Source organism: Paraburkholderia ferrariae NBRC 106233 (assembly GCF_000685035.1).
GTDB lineage: Bacteria > Pseudomonadota > Gammaproteobacteria > Burkholderiales > Burkholderiaceae > Paraburkholderia > Paraburkholderia ferrariae.
Genome location: NZ_BAYB01000008.1, coordinates 14,441 through 34,271, shown reverse-complemented (window position 1 = coordinate 34,271; position 19,831 = coordinate 14,441). Strand labels below are relative to the sequence as shown.

Annotated in this window: 19 protein-coding genes and 2 pseudogenes; 9 read left to right on the top strand and 12 right to left on the bottom strand. The window is 64.3% G+C overall.

The window, feature by feature from the left end; translation table 11 throughout:
* Position 1: 1 nt before the first annotated feature.
* On the bottom strand, positions 2-862 hold the full coding sequence (locus BFE01S_RS08975) for a DUF3348 domain-containing protein (RefSeq protein ID WP_028225190.1): 861 nt from the start codon (positions 860-862) through the stop codon (positions 2-4).
* A gap of 164 nt (positions 863-1,026) precedes the next feature.
* The gene (locus BFE01S_RS08970) at positions 1,027-3,033 is read right to left on the bottom strand and encodes an acetoacetate--CoA ligase (protein ID WP_028225189.1); all 2,007 of its coding nucleotides are present in this window, start codon (positions 3,031-3,033) and stop codon (positions 1,027-1,029) included.
* A 201-nt stretch (positions 3,034-3,234) separates the two neighbouring features.
* Between BFE01S_RS08970 and BFE01S_RS08965 the strand changes: the two genes are divergently transcribed.
* From BFE01S_RS08965 to BFE01S_RS38005, 3 genes are all read left to right on the top strand, one after another.
* On the top strand, positions 3,235-3,651 hold the full coding sequence (locus BFE01S_RS08965; RefSeq protein ID WP_028225188.1) for a MarR family winged helix-turn-helix transcriptional regulator: 417 nt from the start codon (positions 3,235-3,237) through the stop codon (positions 3,649-3,651).
* Between the two features lie 114 nt (positions 3,652-3,765).
* Positions 3,766-3,900 carry a hypothetical protein gene (locus BFE01S_RS46240; RefSeq protein WP_028225187.1) on the top strand — a complete coding sequence of 45 codons (135 nt, stop codon included), beginning with the start codon at positions 3,766-3,768 and terminating at the stop codon, positions 3,898-3,900.
* A gap of 113 nt (positions 3,901-4,013) precedes the next feature.
* Positions 4,014-5,357, top strand: coding sequence for an ATP-grasp domain-containing protein (locus tag BFE01S_RS38005; RefSeq protein ID WP_052420834.1), 1,344 nt, complete (start codon positions 4,014-4,016; stop codon positions 5,355-5,357).
* 93 nt (positions 5,358-5,450) lie between these two features.
* Here the strand turns inward: BFE01S_RS38005 and zwf are convergent, their stop codons facing one another.
* Together zwf and BFE01S_RS08945 are read right to left on the bottom strand one after the other, a co-directional pair.
* Complete coding sequence (zwf, locus tag BFE01S_RS08950) at positions 5,451-6,926, bottom strand: glucose-6-phosphate dehydrogenase (protein WP_028225186.1); 1,476 nt, start codon at positions 6,924-6,926, stop codon at positions 5,451-5,453.
* A 262-nt stretch (positions 6,927-7,188) separates the two neighbouring features.
* Positions 7,189-8,505: an Nramp family divalent metal transporter gene (locus BFE01S_RS08945; protein ID WP_028225185.1), complete on the bottom strand. Its 1,317-nt coding sequence runs from the start codon at positions 8,503-8,505 to the stop codon at positions 7,189-7,191.
* Positions 8,506-8,821: 316 nt separating this feature from the next.
* On the opposite strand from BFE01S_RS08945, the gene BFE01S_RS08940 reads away from it, so the two are divergent.
* From BFE01S_RS08940 to BFE01S_RS08930, 3 genes are all read left to right on the top strand, one after another.
* Positions 8,822-9,784 carry a YncE family protein gene (locus BFE01S_RS08940; RefSeq protein WP_042337386.1) on the top strand — a complete coding sequence of 321 codons (963 nt, stop codon included), beginning with the start codon at positions 8,822-8,824 and terminating at the stop codon, positions 9,782-9,784.
* 50 nt (positions 9,785-9,834) lie between these two features.
* A complete protein-coding gene (locus tag BFE01S_RS08935) occupies positions 9,835-10,839 on the top strand; it encodes a sterol desaturase family protein (RefSeq protein ID WP_028225183.1) in 1,005 nt (334 codons plus the stop codon).
* 239 nt (positions 10,840-11,078) lie between these two features.
* The gene (locus BFE01S_RS08930; protein ID WP_028225182.1) at positions 11,079-12,203 is read left to right on the top strand and encodes a 3-deoxy-7-phosphoheptulonate synthase; all 1,125 of its coding nucleotides are present in this window, start codon (positions 11,079-11,081) and stop codon (positions 12,201-12,203) included.
* A gap of 35 nt (positions 12,204-12,238) precedes the next feature.
* Here BFE01S_RS08930 and BFE01S_RS38000 read toward each other — a convergent pair whose 3' ends face one another.
* Positions 12,239-13,303, bottom strand: coding sequence for a helix-turn-helix domain-containing protein (locus BFE01S_RS38000; protein ID WP_084169668.1), 1,065 nt, complete (start codon positions 13,301-13,303; stop codon positions 12,239-12,241).
* Between the two features lie 122 nt (positions 13,304-13,425).
* Positions 13,426-13,659, bottom strand: a pseudogene (locus tag BFE01S_RS08920) (hypothetical protein); the annotation flags it as partial.
* Positions 13,660-13,693: 34 nt separating this feature from the next.
* Between BFE01S_RS08920 and BFE01S_RS44975 the strand changes: the two are divergent.
* On the top strand, positions 13,694-14,020 hold the full coding sequence (locus BFE01S_RS44975; RefSeq protein WP_169742609.1) for a helix-turn-helix domain-containing protein: 327 nt from the start codon (positions 13,694-13,696) through the stop codon (positions 14,018-14,020).
* Between the two features lie 43 nt (positions 14,021-14,063).
* Here BFE01S_RS44975 and BFE01S_RS44140 read toward each other — a convergent pair whose 3' ends face one another.
* The 5 genes from BFE01S_RS44140 to BFE01S_RS44135 all read right to left on the bottom strand — a co-directional run bounded on the left by BFE01S_RS44140 (position 14,064) and on the right by BFE01S_RS44135 (position 16,834).
* The gene (locus BFE01S_RS44140) at positions 14,064-14,390 is read right to left on the bottom strand and encodes a hypothetical protein (RefSeq protein ID WP_156966959.1); all 327 of its coding nucleotides are present in this window, start codon (positions 14,388-14,390) and stop codon (positions 14,064-14,066) included.
* Positions 14,391-14,764: 374 nt separating this feature from the next.
* A complete protein-coding gene (locus BFE01S_RS08910) occupies positions 14,765-15,046 on the bottom strand; it encodes a hypothetical protein (protein WP_028225179.1) in 282 nt (93 codons plus the stop codon).
* A complete protein-coding gene (locus BFE01S_RS42895; protein ID WP_084169703.1) occupies positions 15,027-15,545 on the bottom strand; it encodes a DUF2778 domain-containing protein in 519 nt (172 codons plus the stop codon). The genes BFE01S_RS08910 and BFE01S_RS42895 overlap by 20 nt, the downstream gene beginning before the upstream one ends.
* Before the next feature lie 475 nt (positions 15,546-16,020).
* The gene (locus BFE01S_RS08905) at positions 16,021-16,401 is read right to left on the bottom strand and encodes a hypothetical protein (protein WP_028225178.1); all 381 of its coding nucleotides are present in this window, start codon (positions 16,399-16,401) and stop codon (positions 16,021-16,023) included.
* Between the two features lie 31 nt (positions 16,402-16,432).
* On the bottom strand, positions 16,433-16,834 hold the full coding sequence (locus tag BFE01S_RS44135; protein WP_156966958.1) for a hypothetical protein: 402 nt from the start codon (positions 16,832-16,834) through the stop codon (positions 16,433-16,435).
* A gap of 46 nt (positions 16,835-16,880) precedes the next feature.
* On the opposite strand from BFE01S_RS44135, the gene BFE01S_RS37995 reads away from it, so the two are divergent.
* Complete coding sequence (locus BFE01S_RS37995; RefSeq protein ID WP_042337385.1) at positions 16,881-17,330, top strand: DUF1493 family protein; 450 nt, start codon at positions 16,881-16,883, stop codon at positions 17,328-17,330.
* Positions 17,331-17,759: 429 nt separating this feature from the next.
* On the opposite strand, the pseudogene BFE01S_RS41845 reads toward BFE01S_RS37995, so the two are convergent.
* A pseudogene (locus tag BFE01S_RS41845) lies at positions 17,760-17,999 on the bottom strand (methyl-accepting chemotaxis protein); the annotation flags it as partial.
* Between the two features lie 449 nt (positions 18,000-18,448).
* Here BFE01S_RS41845 and BFE01S_RS44970 point away from each other — a divergent pair.
* Positions 18,449-19,828: a tetratricopeptide repeat protein gene (locus BFE01S_RS44970; RefSeq protein WP_052420831.1), complete on the top strand. Its 1,380-nt coding sequence runs from the start codon at positions 18,449-18,451 to the stop codon at positions 19,826-19,828.
* Positions 19,829-19,831: the final 3 nt, after the last annotated feature.

The following is a 19,831-nucleotide window of genomic DNA, read 5'->3' as shown; positions in this document are numbered from 1 at the left end:
GTTAGCGGGCGCGCAGGGCGGCGAGCAGCCCTTGCACCGGTTGGAACCGGATGTCGAGTTCGGCGAGCAGCACGCTCTGCATGTCCTTGCGGAATGCGGTGAGCCATGCGCCCGGCAGGATCGCGGCATGCACTGCGCGACTGGCCGCGCTGTTTGCCATGTTATTGGCCATGTTATTTGCCGCGGCGGTTTCCACGGGCGTTTCCACGAGCGTTTCCGCGCCGCCTCCCGCAGCTTCGGCTTCGGCCAGGGTCTGCTGCCCGGCGCGGCGCAGGCGCTCGAAGTACGTCCCCAGCAGCGCGGGAATCGTGGCGAGCACGCGTTGCTCGCGCGCGCCGAGCGAGCGCTCCATGATGGCGTCCATGGCCGCAAGGCGCGCGAGCGCGGGCGTCCGTGCCGCGAGCAGGGCGCGCAGGCGCCCGCGCAACTGGCTCACCTCGGTTTCCATCATCTGCTGGATCGACAGGTAGTCCTGGCGAAACTCCGCGTAGTCGATGGGCTCATCCGGGTCCGCAGCCGGGTTCGGATGGGCGTTCGCGCGCGCGCCGCGCCGCGGGTCGGGCGGGGCGCACGCGCGCGTGATCGCCTTCGTGAGCGCGCTGCGCGCACTCGCGACCTGGACGGCGTCCTCGCGGTCGAGCGGAGGCGCCTCGGCCGCGCGCACCGCGCCCGCGCGCGGCTGCGCGTTCAGCGGGGCGTTGAGCGCCGTGGAAAGCCCGATCGCGTCGGTCCAGCCCAGCCACTGGCTCAGTCGGTCGGCGAGCGGCTGTTGCGGTCCGGAAACGTCGGCTTCGGCCAGACGAGCCAGCAGGCGAACGAGGGTCGGACCGCTCAGCGCCGCTTGCGGGGGGGCTTGCACCATACCTGCGGAAGACAAAAAGGCAGCAGTTTACACGCTGGCGAGCCTCGCGCCGCCTCTCCGTGACCGGACGGCCCTCGCTCGCACCTTCGGCGGGCCTCCCGCGGGCTTCGAGCCGGCCCTCGATCGATATCGAACCGGCGCCCGTCACACGCCATCAAGTAACGTCAACGCGGCTTGCCGCGCGCCGCCAGTTCGTGCGCGAAGTCGCTGAACCAGGCGAGCGATTCGGGGTTGGCCATGGTCCCCGGATTCGCCACCTTCGCGAGCGGCTGGCCCAGCAGCAGCTTCTTGATGGGCAGCTCCATCTTCTTGCCCGAGAGTGTGCGCGGCACGGCGTCGACCTGGAACACGTCGTCGGGGACGTGGCGTGCGGAGAGCGCGACCTTGATGCGCTCGCGTATCGTCGCCTTGAGTTCGGGCGTGAGCACGGCGCCGTCGCGCAGCACCACGAAGAGCGGCATATACGATTCGCGGCCCAGGTATTCGAGGTCGGTCACGAGGCTGTCCAGGATCTCGGGCAGGTCCTCCACCGCGCGGTACAGCTCGCTCGTGCCCATGCGGATGCCGTGGCGGTTGATCGTCGCGTCGGAGCGGCCGTAGATGATGGCGCCCCCGCGCTCCGTGATGCGTACCCAGTCGCCGTGCCGCCAGATGCCGGGCCAGACGTCGAAATAGCTGTCGCGGTAGCGCGTGTTGCCGGCGTCGTTCCAGAAGTAGAGCGGCATGGAGGGGAGGGGCGCCGTGCAGACCAGCTCGCCCACCTCGTCGATGATGGGCTGGCCCTCGTCATTGAACGCTTCGACGCGCGCGCCGAGGCACCGGCACTGCATCTCGCCGAGCCAGACGGGCAGCGTGGGCACGCCCGCCACGAAGCAGCCGGCGAAGTCGGTGCCGCCGGAAATCACGTCGATCCACACGTCGCCGACGTGATCGAGAATCCAGCGATAGCCTTCGGGCGGCAGCGGCGAGCCGGTCGAGCCGACGGCCCGCAGCGCCGATAGTTCGGAGACCTGATTAGGTTCCACGCCCGCCTTCAGGCACGCCTGGAAGAAGGCCGCGCCCGCGCCGAAGAAGTTCACCTGCGCGTCGCCGACGAAGCGCCACAGCGCGCCCATGTCGGGGTAGCCGGGGTTGCCGTCGTAGAGGCACAGCGTGGCGCCCGCCAGCAGGCCGGCCGCCTGGCAGTTCCACATGATCCAGCCCGTGCTGGAGAACCAGTTGAAGCGGTCGCCGGGCCGCAGGTCGAGATGCAGCGAGGCGAGCTTGACGTGTTCGAGAACGACGCCGCCGTGCGCATGCACGATGGGCTTGGGCAGGCCGGTCGTGCCCGACGAATAGACGATCCATAGCGGATGGTCGAACGGCACGGCCTCGGCATCGAGCGGTGCCGTGCCCGCGATGGCGTCGCGCCACGCGGTGCCCTGCGTGCCGCCCGGCACCACGGCGGACGCCTCGGCCTGCGCATCGAGATAGGGGACCAGCACGAGATGCCGCACGCTCGGCAATTCGCCGAGCAGCTCCCGCAGCAGTTCGCGGCGGTCGTGCGCTTTGCCGCCGTACCGATAGCCGTCCACGGCGATCATCACGGCGGGCTCGATCTGCCGGAAGCGGTCGAGCACGGCGAGCCGGCCCATGTCGGGCGAGCAGACCGACCAGATGGCGCCGAGGCTGGCCGCCGCGAGAAACGCCACCAGGGTCTGCGGGATATTGGGCATGAAGGCCGCGACGCGGTCGCCGCGCTTCACGCCCATGCCGCGCAGCGTGGCCGCGAGCGCGCCCACCTGGCGCTCGAGTTCGGCCCAGCTCATCTCGCCCTGCGCGCCGGCTTCGTTGCGCCAGACGATGGCGGGGTACGCGGGCGTGGCGTGGCGAAAGACCTGCGAAACGTAGTTGACGGTGGCGCCCGGGAACCAGCGCGCGCCCGGCATGGCGTCGCTCTCCAGCGCCTTGCCGCGCGGCGTGGCCGAGCGCAGGTCGGCCCAGTCCCAGAGCGCGGTCCAGAAGGCGTCGAGGTCATCGACGGACCATTGCCAGAGCGCGGCGTAGCTGTCGAACGCGAGGCCGCGCTCGCGCGCGAGCCATTGCATGAATTCGGTGATGCGTGCGCGGGCGACGGTCTCGGGCGAGGGGACCCACGCGGGCTGGTCGGTGGCTTCGAGAGGCGGATTCACAGTGGCGGTTGTCCTTGAGGCAGAGGGCGCGGCGGCATGAGGCCGATGCCGCGCGTATCCTCCATGGCGGTCTTCATTGAGTACCATTTTTTGTGGCCGCGACGCTACCCGGTGAAACGCCGAGCGCGCCCCGAACGATCCCTGTTTCCGCTTTGCGCGCAGATCGTTGCATAGCTAACGATTCCGGGTTATGCTGCGGCCATGTTCGATCAGTGCCTTTACTTCAACACATCGGCGCTCGCGCGGCGGCTGGAGCGCGAATGGACCGACGCCTTCGCGCCGTTCGATCTCACGCCGCCCCAGGGCTTCATGCTGCGCGCGGTGATGGAGCGTCCGGGCCTGCTCCAGCGCGAGCTGGCCGACGTGCTTTCGATCGCGCGGCCCACGGCCACGCGCGTGCTCGACGGACTCGAGGCGCGCGGCTACGTGGAGCGCCGCCGCACCGAGGGCGACGGCCGCGAAGTGGCGATCGTCCCCACCGCGGCGGCGCTTGCGATACGCGACGCGCTTAACAGCGCGAGCGCGGCTGTCACGGGGCGCCTCAAGCGCAGCCTGGGCGGCGAGGCGTTCGTGGACACCGTTGCGCGTCTGCGCACCGCGCGCGATACGTTAGGCTGAGGTTGGGCTGAGTCGCACGGCCGGGCATGGCGGTCGCATTTTTTCGAAGGACATGGCACGCACGGTGCCTGCGGTCCTTCGCGCAACAGCGCATCAACAGTACGGAGCGGCATCATGCGGCGCATCGGCGCTTTCTTCATTTCGAGCTGGCTCGCAGCAGCCATTCTTTTTCTCGGCCGCCATTCGGTGCCGATGATCGCCTTGAGCGGCGTGGTCGCGCTCGCGGGGTTCGACCTCTTTCGGCCGTAACGCACGCTTTGCAAGGCGGGACCTGGCCATCGCCGTTTTTGCATGCGCGGCGGCGGTCCCGTTAGACTTCACGCTTCGCCTACTGCCGGGCCGCCAGAGAGGCGGCCACGCCGATGACCGACGCCTTGCTTCCCGTGATGACCGACACGCCCGCGCAGCATCGCGAGGCGGCCCAGCGCGCACGCGAGGCCGGCGACGAACTGGGCGCACTCGCGCATCTGATCGCAGCCGAGGCGCTTCAGACGGCTCGGGCGCATGAGATGCATGAGGCGCATGAGGCGCGCGAGGGCGCCGCGCGCATCGGCACCGTCGCCACGGGCTACTTCATGAAGGGCGACCATGCGCGCGCGCAGCGCTGGTACGAACTCGCGCTCCACCTCGACGCCGCTCAGGCGCCCGCCTGGCAAAATCTCGCCGCGATCCATGCGAAGGCGGAGCGCCACGATCTCGCGGAGGGTTGCCGCGAGCGCGCGTATGCGCTGCAACGCGTCTATGTGGAAGTGGCGGGGCAGCCGGCGCGCCGGGTGCTGCTGCTGTGCGCCGGCCGCTCGGCCGGCAATGTGCCGTTCGACCTGCTCGTGCCCGTGCCGCAGAACGGCCGCATCAAATACGCGATCGACTACGCCGCGCCCGAAGAGGACGCAAGCCTGCCGCCTTTCGATCTCGTCTTCAACGCCGTGGGCGACCCCGACATCGCCGGGCCGCTGGCCGAGCGTCTCGCGCGGTTCGCGCAGGCCTGCCCGCGTCCCTTGCTCAACGCGCCCGCCCGCGTGGCCGCCACGCGGCGCGACCGGCTGCCGGCGCTTCTGAGCGGCCTCGCGGACGTGCGGTGCGCGCCGTGCATCCGTATCGAGGATGCGAATGAAGCCGCCGCGCAGGTGTGGGAGCGCGCCCACGCGGCGCACATGGCGCTGCCGCTGCTGGTGCGTCCCGTGGCGACCCATGGCGGCGAAGGGCTCGTGCGCTGCGATACGCGCGCGCAGTTCGACGCCGCGCTCGCCGCGCAATCCGGCCCGTACTACGTGAGCGCTTTTCACGACACGCGCGACGCCGACGGCGCCTGCCGCAAGTACCGCATGGCCTTCGTGGACCGCGTGCCGTATCCCTACCATCTCGCGATATCGCCGCACTGGATGGTGCATTACTTCTCGGCGGGCATGGAGGGCGTGCGCTGGAAGCTCGACGAAGAAGCGCGCTTTCTCGCCGATCCCGCCGCGGCGCTCGGCGCGCGCGGCGCGGCCGCGATTGCGGCCATCGGGCGGCGGCTCGATCTGGACTACGCGGGGGTGGATTTCACGGTGCTGCCGGACGGCAGCATTTTCGTCTTCGAAGCGAACGCGACGATGCTCGTGCATCGCGAGCGGCCCGACGGCGAACTCGCGCACAAGAACGCGCACGTGCAGCGCATTGGCGATGCGTTCGAGGCGATGATGCGCGCGCGCACCGCCGCGGCCTGAGCCGCTTCTGAAGCCTGAAACCTGAAGCCTGAAGCGCGCATCGCGCACAGTCTGCGCCGCCCCCGCCTCGCGCGGGGGCGGCGTTTCAGAGGCTCAGGCCTCTTCGGCCCACGACATGCCTTCGCGCGCAAGCAGCGCCGAGGACGCCGCCGGGCCGTAGGTGCCCGCCGTGTAAGGGCGCGGCCGGTCGTTCAGTTCCTGCCAGCCCGAGAGGATCGGCTCGACCCACTGCCAGGCGGCTTCCAGCTCGTCGCGGCGCATGAAGTGCGTGAGGCGGCCGCGGATCACGTCGATCAGGAGCCGCTCGTAGGCTTCCGCGCGGCGCTCGGGAATGGCCTGCTGCAAGTCCAGGTTGAGGTTCACCGGCAGCATGTTCATGCCGCTGCCCGGCTCCTTCGCGAGCATTTGCAACTGGATCGACTCTTCCGGCTGGAGCTGGATCACGAGGCGGTTGCCGTAGTTGCGCGGGCCGCTCGGGAAGATCGAGAACGGCAGGTCGGCGAATTCGATCACGATCTCCGACTGGCGCTTCTGCATGCGCTTGCCCGTGCGCAGGAAGAACGGCACGTTGGCCCAGCGCCAGTTGTTGATGTGCGCGCGCAGCGCCACGAAGGTTTCGGCGCGGCTGTCGGCCGGCACGTTGTCTTCTTCGAGGTAGCCCTTCACCGGCTTGCCGTCCACGGCGCCCGCCGCGTACTGGCCGCGCACCGTGTCGCGCGCGATGTCGGCCAGCGTCATGGGCCGCAGCGAGCGCAGCACCTTGAGCTTTTCGTCGCGCACCGCGTCGGCGTCGAGCGAGACGGGCGGCTCCATGGCCACGATGCACAGCAGTTGCAGCAGGTGGTTCTGCACCATGTCGCGCAGCGCGCCCGTGTGGTCGTAGAAACCGGCGCGGCTGCCCACGCCCACCGTCTCCGCCACCGTGATCTGCACGCTGCGGATATACGGCGCCTGCCACAGCGGCCCGAAGATCGGATTGCCGAAGCGCAGCACCATCAGGTTCTGCACCGTTTCCTTGCCGAGGTAATGGTCGATGCGGTAGATCTGCGGCTCGTCGAAGTGCCGGCCCACCGACTCGTTGATCTCCTGCGCCGAGGCCAGATCGTGGCCGAGCGGCTTTTCTAGCACGACGCGCGAACGTTCGTCCACGAGGCCCGCGGACGAAAGGTTGTCGCAGATGGTCGTGAAGAGTTCCGGCGAAGTCGAGAGATAGAACACGCGCACCGCGTCCGCGCGCGAGGCTTCCTTGAGACGGGCGTAGTCCGCGGCGGCGTTCACGTCGATGAGCACGTACTGGAAGAGGCCGAGGAAGCGGTCCCAGGCGGCGGCGTCGAATGCTTTCTGGTCGATGAACGGACGCGACTGCTCGTTCATGAACGCGCGGTAGTCGTCGATCGTCCAGTTCTTGCGGCCCACCGCGATGATGCGCGTTTCGGGCGGCAGGTTGCGGTGCAGGTGCGCCATATAGAGCGCGGGCAGCAGTTTGCGCGCGGCCAGATCGCCTCCGCCGCCGAAGATGATCATATCGACGGGCGGTTCGGGCGCGGCTTGGGCGGGCTGGTTCGTCATGGCAGGTCGCAGGTCGGTGGATCGCAGGTTGGACAGGGCGCAAAGCGGCACTGGGTGGCGCGCGCAGTGCGATGGGCGCGCCGGTTGGTGAAAGCCACGCCGGCCTTCTGGCCGGGCGGGGCGAAAAAAGCTAATGGTGCATGGTTTCGCGCGATTTTGCACGCCGTCGATCGGCTGGGGCCTGATTGAGTCCTGATTGGGTCCTGCGTGCGGGTCGGGTATCGGGCGCTTGTCGCCGGCACGCAACCGGCCGGCCGCGGCCTTACCCGAGTCCCGGTATGGTCACGCCGAAGGTCTGCAGCAGCAGGATCGCGTTCAGCGCCAGCACCGCGGCGGCGCCGGCCAGCGCCAGCGCGACCGTCCACGACCGGTTTCGATGCGGCCCCATCACGTCGGCGCGGCTCGTGAATGCTACGAGCGCGATCATCGGCACGGGCAGCGCGAGGCTCAGCACCACCTGGCTCACCACGAGCGCCTGCGTGGCGTTCACGCCCAGCCCCACCACGACGAAGCTCGGCACCATCGTCACGACCCGGCGCAGCCACAGCGGAATCTGGAAACCGACGAAGCCCTGCATGATCATCTGGCCTGCTAGCGTGCCCACCACCGAACTGGAAATGCCCGAGGCGATCAGCGAAAGCAGGAAGATCCCCGCGGCCCCGATGCCGAGCAGCGGCGCGAGCGTATGGTAGGCGCTCTCGATCTCGGCCACGTCCGGGTAGCCCTGGTGAAAGGCGCCCGAAGCCATGATGACCATGGCCATGTTGATGAGCCCCGCGATGGAGAGCGCGATCACGACCTCGATGTTCGAAAAGCGCACGAGGCGCGTGCGCTCGGTCTCGTTGCGCGGCGCCACGCGCGCCTGGGTGAGGCCCGAGTGCAGGAAGAGGGCATGCGGCATGACCGTCGCGCCGATGATGCCTACGGCGATCGTCACGGCCTGGGCGTCGGGCAGGCGGGGCGTGGCGATGTGGCGCAAGACGCCGCTCCACTCGACGGGCGTAATGAAGAGTTCGAGCAGATAGCACAGCCCGATGATGCCGACGAGCCCCCCGATCACGAGTTCGAGCGGCCTGAAGCCGGCGCGCTCGAACAGCAGCAGCACGTAGGTGAGCACCGCCGTCACGGCCATGCCCACGATCAGCGGCAGATGAAACAGCAGGGAGAGCCCGATTGCGCCGCCGAGAAATTCGGCCAGATCGGTGGCCATCGCGGCGATTTCGCTCACGCCCCACATGGCCCAGACGAGCGGGGCGGGCAGGCGCTCGCGGCACAGCTCGGCGAGGTTGCGCCCGGTGACGATGCCGAGCTTCGCGGAAAGCCCCTGGAACAGCATGGCCACGACGTTCGCGAGCACCACCACCCAGAGGAGCGCGTAGCCGTAGCGCGCGCCCGCCTGGATGTTGGTCGCGAAGTTGCCGGGGTCCATGTACGCCACGGAGACGACCACGGCCGGCCCCGCAAGCGGCAGCAGGAGGGCGGCGCCGCGCCGGCGCCCTTCGAGCGCTTCGCGCACCGCAGCGGCCGTGCTCTTCGTGAGGCCGTCGGGGAGGTTTTCTTCGCGGGTGCGGTGATCCATGCGCATGCCTTGACGTTAGGGGCGGAACAGGCTGGATAGACCCGGTCGGGCAGACCCAGTCGGGCAGACCCGGCCGGCGGGTATGGCGCGCGCCGCATATATTGCCGCAGGGCGCCGCGCGCGCGTCATCGGATTGCGGTATTCACGCGTTAAGCAGACAATCTCTCGCGCGCAAACCGCCGGCGCCTGTGTCTATCTCAGCACAAACCGGTCCGGCGCGCTTTCATCAGCCCCTATCGCTTACGAAATGCCTGAATTCCCGTTTATTGCCTCGACGAAGGCCCATTTCAGGTCCCACTGCGCCACCGCATTGCTGATGGGCGGTCTCGCGTGGGGCACGCTCGCCCATGCCGCCGACGACAACCGCGTCATCGTGCTCGATTCCGGCGAAGCGCAGCTCTCGCTCATCGACGAGGCGAGCCGCACCGTGGTGGGCACCGAGCCCACCGGCAAGGAGCCGCACCACCTGATGATCACGCCCGACGGCAAATCGCTGATCGTGGCCGATTCGGTGTCGAACGACCTGATGTTCCTCGACCCCCACACGGGCAAGGTGCAGCGCCGCGTGGAGGGCATCGAGGATCCGTACCAGCTCGGCTTCTCCCCCGACCACAAGTGGTTCGTGACGGCGGGCCTGCGCCTCGACCGCGTGGACATCTACAGCTACAACGGCCAGGACGTCACGCTCGTCAAGCGCATTCCGCTGGCGAAAACGCCGAGCCACATCACCTTCGCCTCGGACAACAAGACGGTGTTCGTCACCCTGCAGGACACGGGCGAAGTGGCGGCGATCGACCTGCCCACGCAGACCGTGCTCTGGAAGCTGCATATCGGCGACACGCCCGCGGGCCTGTGGATGACGCCCGGCGACAAGTACCTGCTCGTCGGCATGACGGGCGAGGACGACGTGGCCGTGGTGGACTGGCACAACCGCACGCTCGTGAAGAAGATCCAGACCGGGCGCGGCGCGCACAACTTCCGCAACCTCGACGACGGCAAGCACGTGGCCGTGACGAACCGCGTGGAAAGCACGATCAGCATTCTCGATTACACGACGCTCACGAAGGTGGCCGACATCACGGGCCTGCGCCCCGGCCCCGACGACATGGAACTTTCCGCCGACAAACGGTATCTGTGGGTGACGTTCCGCTTCGCGAAGCACGTGGGGATCATCGACCTCACCACGCGCAAGCTGATCGACACGATTGCCGTGGGCCGCTCGCCGCACGGCATCTACTTCGCGAACAGCGCGCCGGTGTATGCGCCCAATCCGGACTAACCGGGCCGGCTAATTGCCGCTGGCTTTAAAAGATTCACCCGAGAGACCCGATGATTGACACCCTGATCTCGCAGCTCGACAACGCCGTTTCCTGGCTGCAGACACTGGTCTATGTGGACGTGGTCCAGCCGATCTTCTACAAGGTCGGCCTGATGGGCTACGACGAGGACACCTACGACGCCCTCTACTGGGTGATCGTGGGCGTGCTCGAAATTCTCGTCACCTATGCGCTCCTGCGCCCGCTCGAAGCGCTGCGGCCCATCGAGCAGTGGCAGGACCGCAAGGCGCTGCGCGCCGACGTCTGGTACACGTGGATCGCCAAGCTCGGCATTCTGAATCTCGCGTTCTTCTTCATGTTTCAGCCACTGTTCAATCACTGGCAGAGCCTGATGGCGATCTACGACATTCCGAATATCGACGTGGACAGCATCTGGCCCGGCGTGACGGACAAGCCCATCGTCTCGTTCCTGATCTACTTCGTCGTGCTCGATTTCGCGGGCTACTGGTATCACCGCTGGCAGCATCGCTTCGGCGTGTGGTGGGAGCTGCACGCGGTCCATCACAGCCAGCGGCAGATGTCGCTGTGGTGCGACGACCGCAACCATTTCCTCGACGACATCATCAACGCGGCGTTCTTCGCGGCCATCTCGCTCTTCATCGGCGTGCAGCCCGTGCAGTATGTCGTGCTCGTGGCGCTCGGCAACTTCATGCAGAGCGTGCAGCACGTGAACGCGCGGCTGCCGTTCGGCCCGGTGCTCGAGCGCATTGTCGTGAGCCCGGCTTTCCATCGCCGCCATCACGCGGTGGGCTACGGCCACGAAGGCACGCGCTACGGCTGCAACTTCGGCGTGGTGTTCCCCTGGTGGGACGTGATCTTCCGCACGGCTTCGTGGAACAAGCAAGTCGAGCCGACCGGCATCCGCGATCAACTGCCCGTGCCGCAAGGCCAGGGGATCGAGTACGGTGGCGGCGTGTGGGCCCAGCAGTGGTACGGGCTCGTGCGCATCGTGCAGCGGCTGCGCGGCAAGCGCTATCCGATGGGCACGGCTTCCTGAGCGGCTTCTGCGGCCATTTCTCCGGCGGTTTTTGCGGTCATTTCTGCAGTAACTCCATGAGCGGCATCCCCCGCCGCTTTGCGCCGCCCGCCGCGCCGGGCCGGCGGATGCGATAATCCTGCCCGTCCCCGTATAGACGCGCCGGGCCCGCGCCCCGTGCGGGGCTGCTCCGGCCCAGAGCCTTGCATGGGATGAAACCCGGGCATCGAGGCGCCGGGTTCCATCGACAGGAGAACACCTTGAGCCGCATCGACAATCCCCAGCACGATCAGGAAGTCGGCTACGCCGACGCCACCGAGGATTCCACCCGCATCGACGACGTGCGCATCGGCGCCGTGCGTCCGCTCATCTCGCCGGCGCTCCTGCTCGACGAACTGCCGGTGCCTTCGCGGACCCGGACGCTCGTGGAAACGAGCCGCGTGCAGATTGCCGAGGTCCTCAAGGAGCGCGACGACCGTCTCGTGATCGTCGTCGGGCCGTGCTCGATCCACGACCACGACCAGGCGCTCGAATACGCAAGGCTGCTCAAGGCGAGCGCCGACGCGCTGAAAGACGATCTGCTCGTGGTGATGCGCGTGTACTTCGAAAAGCCGCGCACCACCGTGGGCTGGAAGGGCTACATCAACGATCCGCGGCTCGACGGCAGCTTCCGCATCAACGAGGGCCTGCGCGCCGCGCGGCAACTGCTGCTGGACATCAACGCGCTCGGGCTGCCCACGGCCACCGAATTTCTCGACCTGCTGAGCCCGCAGTACATCGCGGATCTCGTGGCGTGGGGCGCCATCGGCGCGCGCACGACCGAGAGCCAGAGCCACCGTCAACTCGCTTCCGGGCTCTCGTGCCCGATCGGCTTCAAGAACGGCACGGACGGCGGCGTGCAGGTGGCCGCCGACGCCATCGTTGCCGCGCGCGCGAGCCACGCCTTCATGGGCATGACGAAGATGGGCCTGGCCGCGATCTTCGAAACGCGCGGCAACGACGACTGCCACGTGATCCTGCGCGGCGGCAAGACGGGGCCGAACTACGACCGCGCCGCGGTGGCCGCGTGCTGCGAGGCGCTCGCGAAGGCCGGCTTGCGCGAGCAGGTGATGATCGACTGCTCGCATGCGAATTCGAACAAGGCGCACCAGCGCCAGATCGACGTCGCGCAGGATATCGCCTCGCAACTGGCCGACGGCGAGCAGCGCATCGTGGGCGTGATGATCGAAAGCCACCTCGACGAGGGGCGCCAGGATTTGAAGCCGGGCGTGCCGCTCAAGCGCGGCGTGTCGATTACCGACGCCTGCATCAGCTGGGCGCAGACCGAACCGGTGCTGGAGACGCTGGCCCAGGCCGTACGCGCGCGTCGGGCACGGCGCGGCTGAGCGGCAGCCGATCCGCGATTCGCGGCGGGTGGGGGCTATTCGATCGCGGTGGCGGTGGCGATGGTTGTGGCGGCCGCGCGCAGGTCGTTGCCCGGCTGACGGATCTCCTGGGGCGCCATGCCATAGGCGCGCCGAAACGCGCGCGTAAAGTCCGAGGCGCTCTTGAAGCCGAGCGCATAGCCAATGTCCTGAACCGCAAGGCCGGGCCACGCGACGAGTTCGTCCGCGGCGCTGCGCAGGCGCAGGTGGCGGATATAGGCGGCGAGGCCCCCTTCGTGCTGGAAGAGGCGATAGATCGTCGGCCGCGAGAGGCCGAGCGTGTCCACCACGCGTTCCGGCGACAGATCGCTGTCGTGCAGATTCGCGTGCACGTAGCGGCGCGCCGCGTCGAACGCCATCGCTCGCGCCAGCGCGCGCCGGCTGCCCTTCAAACCCGCATCCTCGGCAAACGCGTCGGTAATCAGCAGCACGATTTCGCGCAGCGTCCGGTGCGCGTTTTCCGGCGTCATATAGGGAATCTGCGCCGAGAACGACATCACGCGGCCCACCAGATAGCGCACCGCCGGCAGGTAAGGCGAGAGCTTGCGGCCATGCAGGGCCGAAGCATCCGGAAACACCTCGCGCAGCATGTCGCGCGGCAGGAAGATCGTGACGTGCCGGCAGGGCTTGCGCCTGAAACGCACGGGCTGATCCAGATCGACCGCAAAAATGCCGCCTTCGAGCGCCGTATCGGTGCGTTTGCCGGGAAACTCGAGTTCGCTGCCGGGCGCGGCTTCGAAAAACACATGAAAAACGATGCTGCGCGCGTTGTCCTGCGAAATCCGCGCGATCGTGCGGTCTTGCGTGATGCGGTCGGTGTAGCAGTCCGCGAACAGGAATTCGCCCACCGCATAGCGATCGATCCAGCCGCGAAACGGCCGGCCGAATTCGTCGCGCGTGGGCAGGAGATCGACCACGCCCACCATGCGGTCGAGCCAGGCGTGCAGTTGGCGGTTGACGGGCAGGGTGCAGACGTCGAAGCGCTGGTGCGCGATTTCGAGGCGCGGGATCCCGTCGAGGGCGACCGGCAAATCCTGAAAGTGCGTCTTGACGGCGGGCATGGCGAAAATTCGGTAGATCGGGGGTGGAGCGGATACGTCTTGCAGCCAATAATATGACGAAATCGCTCGCCGGCAGAAAGCCCGGCGGCAGTTCGTGGCGTGCGCGACACACGCCCGGGGTCCTACCCCGGGGGGCTTACTATTAGCCGCGCGGTTATCGCCCGGTTATCGCGCAGTTCCCGCGCTGCGTGATCGCGCAGGCGGAAGGCCGCGACGGCTTCGCGCAAGGCACCGGCCGGTTCGGCGAGCGCATGGGCGGCCGCTGAGGCTTCCTCCACCAATGCCGCGTTTTGCTGCGTGACTTCGTCCATCTGCGTGACGGCAATGCCGACCTGCTCGATGCCCGCCGTCTGCTCGCGCCAGCAACGCCTGCCGCTGCCCGAACTATGCGTGACGCTCGCGCGCTTCGCCGTATCCGAAGAAGCGAAATCGGTTGGCGTTGGCGCCCTTGTGCCATGGCTCGGGCCGAACGCACCCATCGGCAACCGTGCCGCGCTGACCGCGCTTGTGTGGCGTCGATATGTGCCGAAGGAATACCGTGACGGCTATTCGTTCCGGTCCATCGCGAAGCGTTGCGGGTCGTCACGCTCGACACTTCAGCGCGCCGCCCAATGGCTTGACGCCGAAGCCGAAGGCGTTGAACTTCGCGGGCTTCGACGCCTTGAAGAAACGGCTATGCCGCATGGCGTGTGCGGCGCAATGGCAATGCAGACGTAAAAAAGCCGTGCGAATTCGCACGGCTTTTGGAGCGTCTTTTTCGCTACCTTGAAACGTTTCCTTTCACGTCAATAATCTTGGGGCGCACAAAACGCCGCCATGCGAAGACGCTTGCAGGAACAACAATGACTGTTGCGACAAGAAGGGAAAAGAAGATGAGCAATACATCGCATGCATCCTCTATATCCATTGAATCGCGGTTGTAGGTTTCTGACGCGAGGGTGCGGTAGGCTACCCACCTAAGCGACACCTTGAACCATTCTGGCGCCTCGAAATAGTGAGGGACGGTAAGGCGACCGATGAGTAATGCCACGGCGATGCAGACAGCGAACGTCGCAATACACCAACCAATGAGAGCAACGCGTCTCATCGAACGTCCACCCGGCCATATGCTGTCATGTCGGTTCCTGATATCGGTATGGTTGCACCTTTTTGAAGATGGATAATTTAACGGTTCGCGCATCTGTTTTTAAACACACCGCGATAGCGACGCCACAGATACATAATCAGAGAATACGCAAGAACCGCCACAATCAGTTCAATCGCTACCCATACTACGAAGTACAAATCTTCGGGGTCGTGTACACCGAGCCACTCCGAAACACGAGACCATGCGATAGCCTCACTTTCTGTCCAGGCATAGGGATATGAATGGACATAGCGAAGCGAGAGACAAAGCAGGCACAAAAACAGCACAACCTTAGACCCTTTACGGACAAGTGTTGCCATAAGTATTGACCTTTCTCACAGGGTATCTCTCCGCGTGGCCTTTCTGCCCTGATACCACCGCCATAGCTTCATGATTGCCACATAGATCAACGTAGTTGCTATGAGGTTCATGCCTACCGTGATCCAAAAAAATAAATCATCGGGGTCACGGATGCCTAACCAGTTAGCGGCGCGCAACCATGCAAGCGACTGGCTATCTGTCCATTCCACGGGATAGGGATAGACGTATGGAAGCAAAAGACGGAACAGGCCGCAGAACAGCACGACCTTGAACACCCTACGGGCAAGTGCTGCCATAAGTAACGACCTCAATTGTTCCGTAGGCAAAAAGCCCCGAACTTCTGACAGGGATTTTCATGGTATGGAGCAGCGCGCTGCGGATTTTCTTGAAATCGGTATAGCTCGGCAAAGTAATGCAACCTAGGGAAAGACCGTGCCCGCCCGCAGGATGCAAGCGGAACTGTCCGCGCTTAACACCATTAATCCACGTCACATCATCAATTACCCCGTCATCCCGATATAGGGAAAACCACTCGCCATGATTTGACGGATGACCGAAAGCTGTATTCCACTCATCTTTCGCCCATGCTGTCGCTTTGGACCCGATACCGCCTGTTGGTCGATCAACAATCCAGTATTTACCGGCGGCAATTGGCCCGTTATTGGGAACCGCGGTACAACCACCCCGATTTCGATATTGATTGTTTCCTGAATATGCATTAAATGTACCAATACCAAGAATTGTTAGGGGCGCCAGGGGTTCGTTGTCTACAAAAAATTTTCCTGTATATGCCATTGCCTCACCTTCTTCTAAGTACATTCATAAAAAACGATATCTGCACCGCGATCATCCTTCGGTGACATATAAGTGGGAACTGCCAGAAGACTGTCGTCCTCTCTTGAATCGGGGAAAAGTTATGTCAACACAGAATCAGGGTGGCGTGTGTGAACGAATGCAAAACCTGACCTATCATCGTCAAGGTCATTCCACTTTATGCGCACCTATGAATCCCTTAACCCAAACCCAGTTCGCCATTCACAACACCGCAAAGGTTCACCGGCTCGAAGCAGACGCTGAACGCATGGCTGACGTGCTGGCGCTTATTCATTCGCTCTCCGACACATGGGACACCTCACCGTTCACGTCCGAAGAAACCCTTGCGGAGATAGCGAGACTCGCACGTTCCGCACTGGTTAGCGCGACACCAGCCGCCCCCCGACTTGCCACGAACTGAAACTAGACGGCCCTTGAATAAATGTGAAGCAATGTTTCAAGGAATTTCTGCGCGCGAGCGGTCGCGCCAGTTCGGCGGAATGTCAACCACACCTGAGTCATCATCGCCGCCGCTTCGGAAAATAACGGCGCTTTCGTTGGGCATGAACTCCGGCAAACTGCTATCCATCGAATCAAAATCGGTCCGGGCTAATAGCTTGCCGCTATGCGCGTCATACAGTCTTCCAACAAACGAAACAAGGTTCCCGTCAGCATCCGTTTCGCACACTTCGGGGCGATATCGCCCGCTATGCGAAGTCACGGAATAGCAGTTATTAGCTTTTGAGCATGCCCGTGCATCGAAGACGTATCGAATGACAATGAAGGCCGCGACGATGATGGCGACAATGAACACCGCGCGGCGCACTCGCTCAAACATGGTAATTTTCTCCGTCTGAATATGACCGGATTCATGGAATCTTTGCGCGCAACCGGTCAATCATCGACGGTGGAATGCTCAACCCACCAGTCTTGCCAATTTGTGCGCCTTCGAAATCAACTGCGCTATCGTCAGGCATGAACCACGGCATCCCTCCGTCCACTGAATCGAAATCCACCCGTGCAAGAACTTCGCCGGTATGTGCGTCGTATAGTCTTCCGACGAAAAAATCAACGTCTCCGTTGCTGTCGGTCACACACGATTCGGCACGGAATTGACCAGAATGTAAAACTTTCGTCGTTACCACAATGTTTCTATCCGCAAAAATTATCGAGATAGTCAATTTGAATAGCAGAATATCTGCACGTATTGATTTCAATATGCAGTGTGCTTTACCATGACCAGCTTTATCTACCTCATATTGCTCACGCATCGAACGATGAACCGTTATAACGCAAGGATTAAACCGGAGGGCTTGTTTGGAAAATGATTCACAATGGGATGCGCTCGTTGCATTTACCCGTGAAGAAATTGGTTTGCCGTGGTTCGGCAAGGAACCAGCCTTGACACGATCAACCCGCGTCCTTGACGACTTGGGCATTGATGGAGACGACGCGTTTGAATTCATGGAAAACTTCTTCGACCGGTTCGAAGTCGCGAACGCAGAGGATTTCCCAATGCCGCGATATTTTTACGACGAAGGTAATGCGATCGCTGTTCTGCTCGCCGTTCCCATACTTGTCATCATGTTAGTTCGCTTCGTGTTCAGGCTACCCCCTGTAAAGCCGAATCCTGACGAACCCGCGTTGACGCTCGGAATGCTGCACGAAGCGATTCGCGTTGGTCGTTGGGATACTGAAGCCATTGAACGAAGTCAGGAGTCTGAAGAGTCGAAACCTACGGATTCCTTGACTTCATGGGACATATGACTTGGCGTTTCAATACGTTGAAGAAGTGCGTGTGAAGAAAGCCCGACTGCGAGAGCGCATCGAGGCTTTTACTTTTGGTGCTGACCGTGGGGCGCATGACCCACCCCTTACCTGGCAGACACCCCCACGTCTAGCCCTACCCGCGACCTACACCCCGGACCCGTGGGCGCAAGTGGCAGCGCATACGTGAAAGGCAATTGCACCATCAACCCCTTTGCGCTGAATGCCTTCGTCAAGGGTTCGTTGCGGTTGCAGTTGAAGTTGACCATATTGTTCGACTCCCAACTTTTTTTCGAAAATCCGATTTTTTTGGGGGGCTTTCCGTGGCGACCCCACGCGGCGGGAATTCCCCCGCGTTTCGCGCCGCATTTGTTCGAGCGAGGCGGTCAGTTCATCGACCGTATGCTCGCGCGTCTGGAACGCACTCTAGTAGCGATCGAGCTTTTGCGGATCCTTGCCGCGCAGCAGGGTGTCTTTCCACTCCTGTACCTGCGGCTTGAACGCAGCGAGCGTGGCCGATGCCATGCGCTCGTTCGCGGCGGCGTCCTGCACGGAGGTGCAATACGTATCGACGGCGTGATTCAGCATATGAATGTCGTAGAAAGCCCCCGCGGACATTAACGTGCGTGCGGCGCCGAAGGCGAGAGGAATCTTGCGACCAAGCCTCATGGGGGTAGATACTGAGGAGGGGAATGGCGAACGACTTATCGATTCAGCATAACGGGGCGGCGCAGGGATTCTGAAGGGCTGGGGGCAAGATGTTGGCTGGCGCATGCGCCGCGCCCGTGGTGCACGCAAATTCATTCGTAGACCAAATTAAATATGAAGAATGTGCGCGTTGCATCTCTCCGCAACGCGAAAGAGGCGAGCGCGAATGTCGCGCTCGAACACGTATGAAGAACCGGCGTTGTGTCGGGCGCGTGAACTCGCGCCCGGCTTTGGCGAATGGTGCGCGTTTGCTTCGCGCGGGGGCTTCTGGCTGGCGTTCCTGTTACGCGGTATTACGTCGGGGCCTTCTGGTAATACCCCGTAAGCAGCCGGATTAAGGTCGCGATCTGGACGGCGGCTGGCTCTGCTATGGTTCACGCGCATCCGTACTGCTGCAGGGCCCTGCCATCATGTCTGTCGATCGTTTGTTTGACCTGGCCTCTTCGCACCATCGCGAAGGACGTCTCGATCTTGCCGAGAGCCACTACCGCGAAGTCATCGGGAACGATCCCACGCACTGGACCGCGCGCTTCGGGCTCGCGCAGGTGCTGATCCGCCGCGATCGCTTCGACGAAGCCATTTCATGGCTCACGCCGCTGCTCAAACGGGAAAACGGCGAAGGCGATGCCGCCGCGGTATATCGGCAACTGGGCCTCGCCGAAGCGTGTGCGGGCCGCCCGGTGCGCGCGCTCGCGCATTTCGAGCGCGTGCTCGAACACGAACCGGACGATGCCGCCATCGTTCACCTCGTCGCCAATCTTCAGCAGGCGCTCGGTCTCGACCAGGCCGCGGATGCGAGCTACCGCCGCGCGCTGGCGCTCAAGCCGCTCATCCTGATTCCCGCCGCTGTGACGCCGCCCGATTTTCGCGTGCTGTTCGTATTCGCGCCCGGCGCGGGTAATACGCCCATCGAATACCTGGTGGCGAACGCGCCCTTCGAGAGCAACGTAGTGACCGTGCTGCCGGACATGGACTACGATTTCGAGCGGTTGCGCGGCTATGCCGACGTGGTGGTCAATCTCGTTTCCGACGTCGATCGCGGGCAGGCCTCGCTCGGGTTCGCGGCGTCGTTCATCGGGGCGTTGGGGCGCGTGGCCGTCAATCCGCCGGAGCGGATCGCGCACACGAGCCGCGAGGCCGTGGCGCGGCGCCTCGCCGGCGTGCCGGGCTGCCGCGTGCCGCAGACACGGCTTCATCCGGCCTGCGACCTGCACGCGATGACCGCGCAGGCGGCCCCGCCGCCGCCATTCCCGGTGCTCGTGAGACCGGCCGGTACGCACGGCGGCGAAGCGTTCGAGAAGATCGACGATCTGCCGCAACTCCAGGCGTTCCTCGCGAAGCATGTGGCCCGGCACTACTACCTCACGCCCTACGTGGACTATCGCTCGAACGACGGCTACTTCCGCAAGTACCGTTTCTTCTATGTGGACGACGAAATCCTGCCGTACCACCTCGCCGTCGATCATCGATGGAAGGTGCATCACACCACGACGGGCATGGCCGATCATCCCTGGATGCAGGCCGAAGAGCAGGCGTTTCTCGACGACCCCTGGCGCGTGTTCGGCACCGCGCAGCGCGAGGCGCTGCGGGCGGTACGCGACACGATCGGGCTCGACTATTTCGGCATCGACTGCGCGCTGGGCGACGACGGCACCCTCGTCGTGTTCGAGGTCAACGCGAGCATGCTGGTCCACGGCAACAACGAGCAGTTTCCGTACAAGACGGAAGCGGTGGAGCGCATCAAGCGGGCATTTCACGCCATGCTCGAAAAGCGGGTGCCGTCGCGCTAGTTT